The following is a 1,017-nucleotide window of genomic DNA, read 5'->3' as shown; positions in this document are numbered from 1 at the left end:
TTTAATGAGCATGTTCTGCTTCATTTATTCCCGTACGTCAGTCGTGCAGACACGTCGGCTTGGGGGGAGCATTTGAGGTACACGACCGAGAGCGGGAAAATGGTAGATGTCCCGGAAAACAACTATGAGGCTCATGAACATGGTCATTACTTTAACTTCCCTGACGAGTATTACGATCGGGGTGGTTTCGTTCATATCTCGTACATCAAGGATAGGGAGATAGACTTTGGAAAATTGGATGCAATGATCGGAAAGATGGTTTGGCAGGGAGATTCAAAGAAGAACCTTATGGGTTTCGGTGCTGTGCAGGCGCATCAATCAAATTCGATTACTGCATTCAGTGAACCATATTATCTCGAATATGCAAGGCGTCATTTTTCTGATGTGACAGGTAAGGTATGGAGAATCGGCTATGTGGTGTAAATCTATGAGTGTTGGTATATGGATGTCTCTGCTTCCGGTAATGTTCGGTGTTTATGTGGGGAAAGTTGCTGCTAATGAATTGGAGGTGAGTGTGATGAGTTTTGGAATTACTACAAATGGAGGTGGTGATTACGGCAACAATGAAATCTCTGTTTCGGAAGATGGGTGGCTGCGTGTCGCGGTAGGCGATACAGTGTCAAACGAGAAAATTTCTGGCATTGGTTTGTATGAGACCAGACTTGATAAGGAGAGTTCTGGTGTGGTTGCTGAAATAAAGCATCTTTTATGTGCGAGTGATGCGCCGACGCCGGATGAGAGATATAACGAGCTATTTAATGCGAAATGTGAAATCGATGGGAAAGTCGTTGAGCGAAGCTCAAATCTTGGAGGTCTTGGCAGAGATCGCGCAAAAAAGGTGATGCAAGGTTTTGAGAAATTAAAAAAATTTGGCCTCGATAATGGCCGGGCAATCGTAAAGCTTGATGCATCAGTTAAATTAATTGTTCGTAATGAAAAAGGGATATTGGTCACCGTTAGATTTTCAAATAATGGGGAGTATCCAATTTCCTTTGAAATTCCGGAGAAGTGGGGGAG

Annotated in this window: 2 protein-coding genes; both read left to right on the top strand. The window is 43.5% G+C overall.

What is annotated here, in order from left to right:
• A partial coding sequence (locus tag ACFTXQ_RS36615) for a hypothetical protein (protein ID WP_382649994.1) occupies positions 1-423 on the top strand: 423 nt, incomplete at its 5' end.
• 4 nt (positions 424-427) lie between these two features.
• Positions 428-1,017, top strand: a 590-nt coding sequence (locus tag ACFTXQ_RS36610) for a hypothetical protein (protein ID WP_382649991.1), incomplete at its 3' end; no start/stop codon positions are given.

This window comes from Streptomyces sp. NPDC057010 (genome assembly GCF_042673805.1).
Taxonomy (GTDB): domain Bacteria; phylum Actinomycetota; class Actinomycetes; order Streptomycetales; family Streptomycetaceae; genus Streptomyces.
The sequence above is the reverse complement of the archived record's forward strand: the minus strand, read 5'-3'. Positions and strand labels throughout refer to the sequence as shown.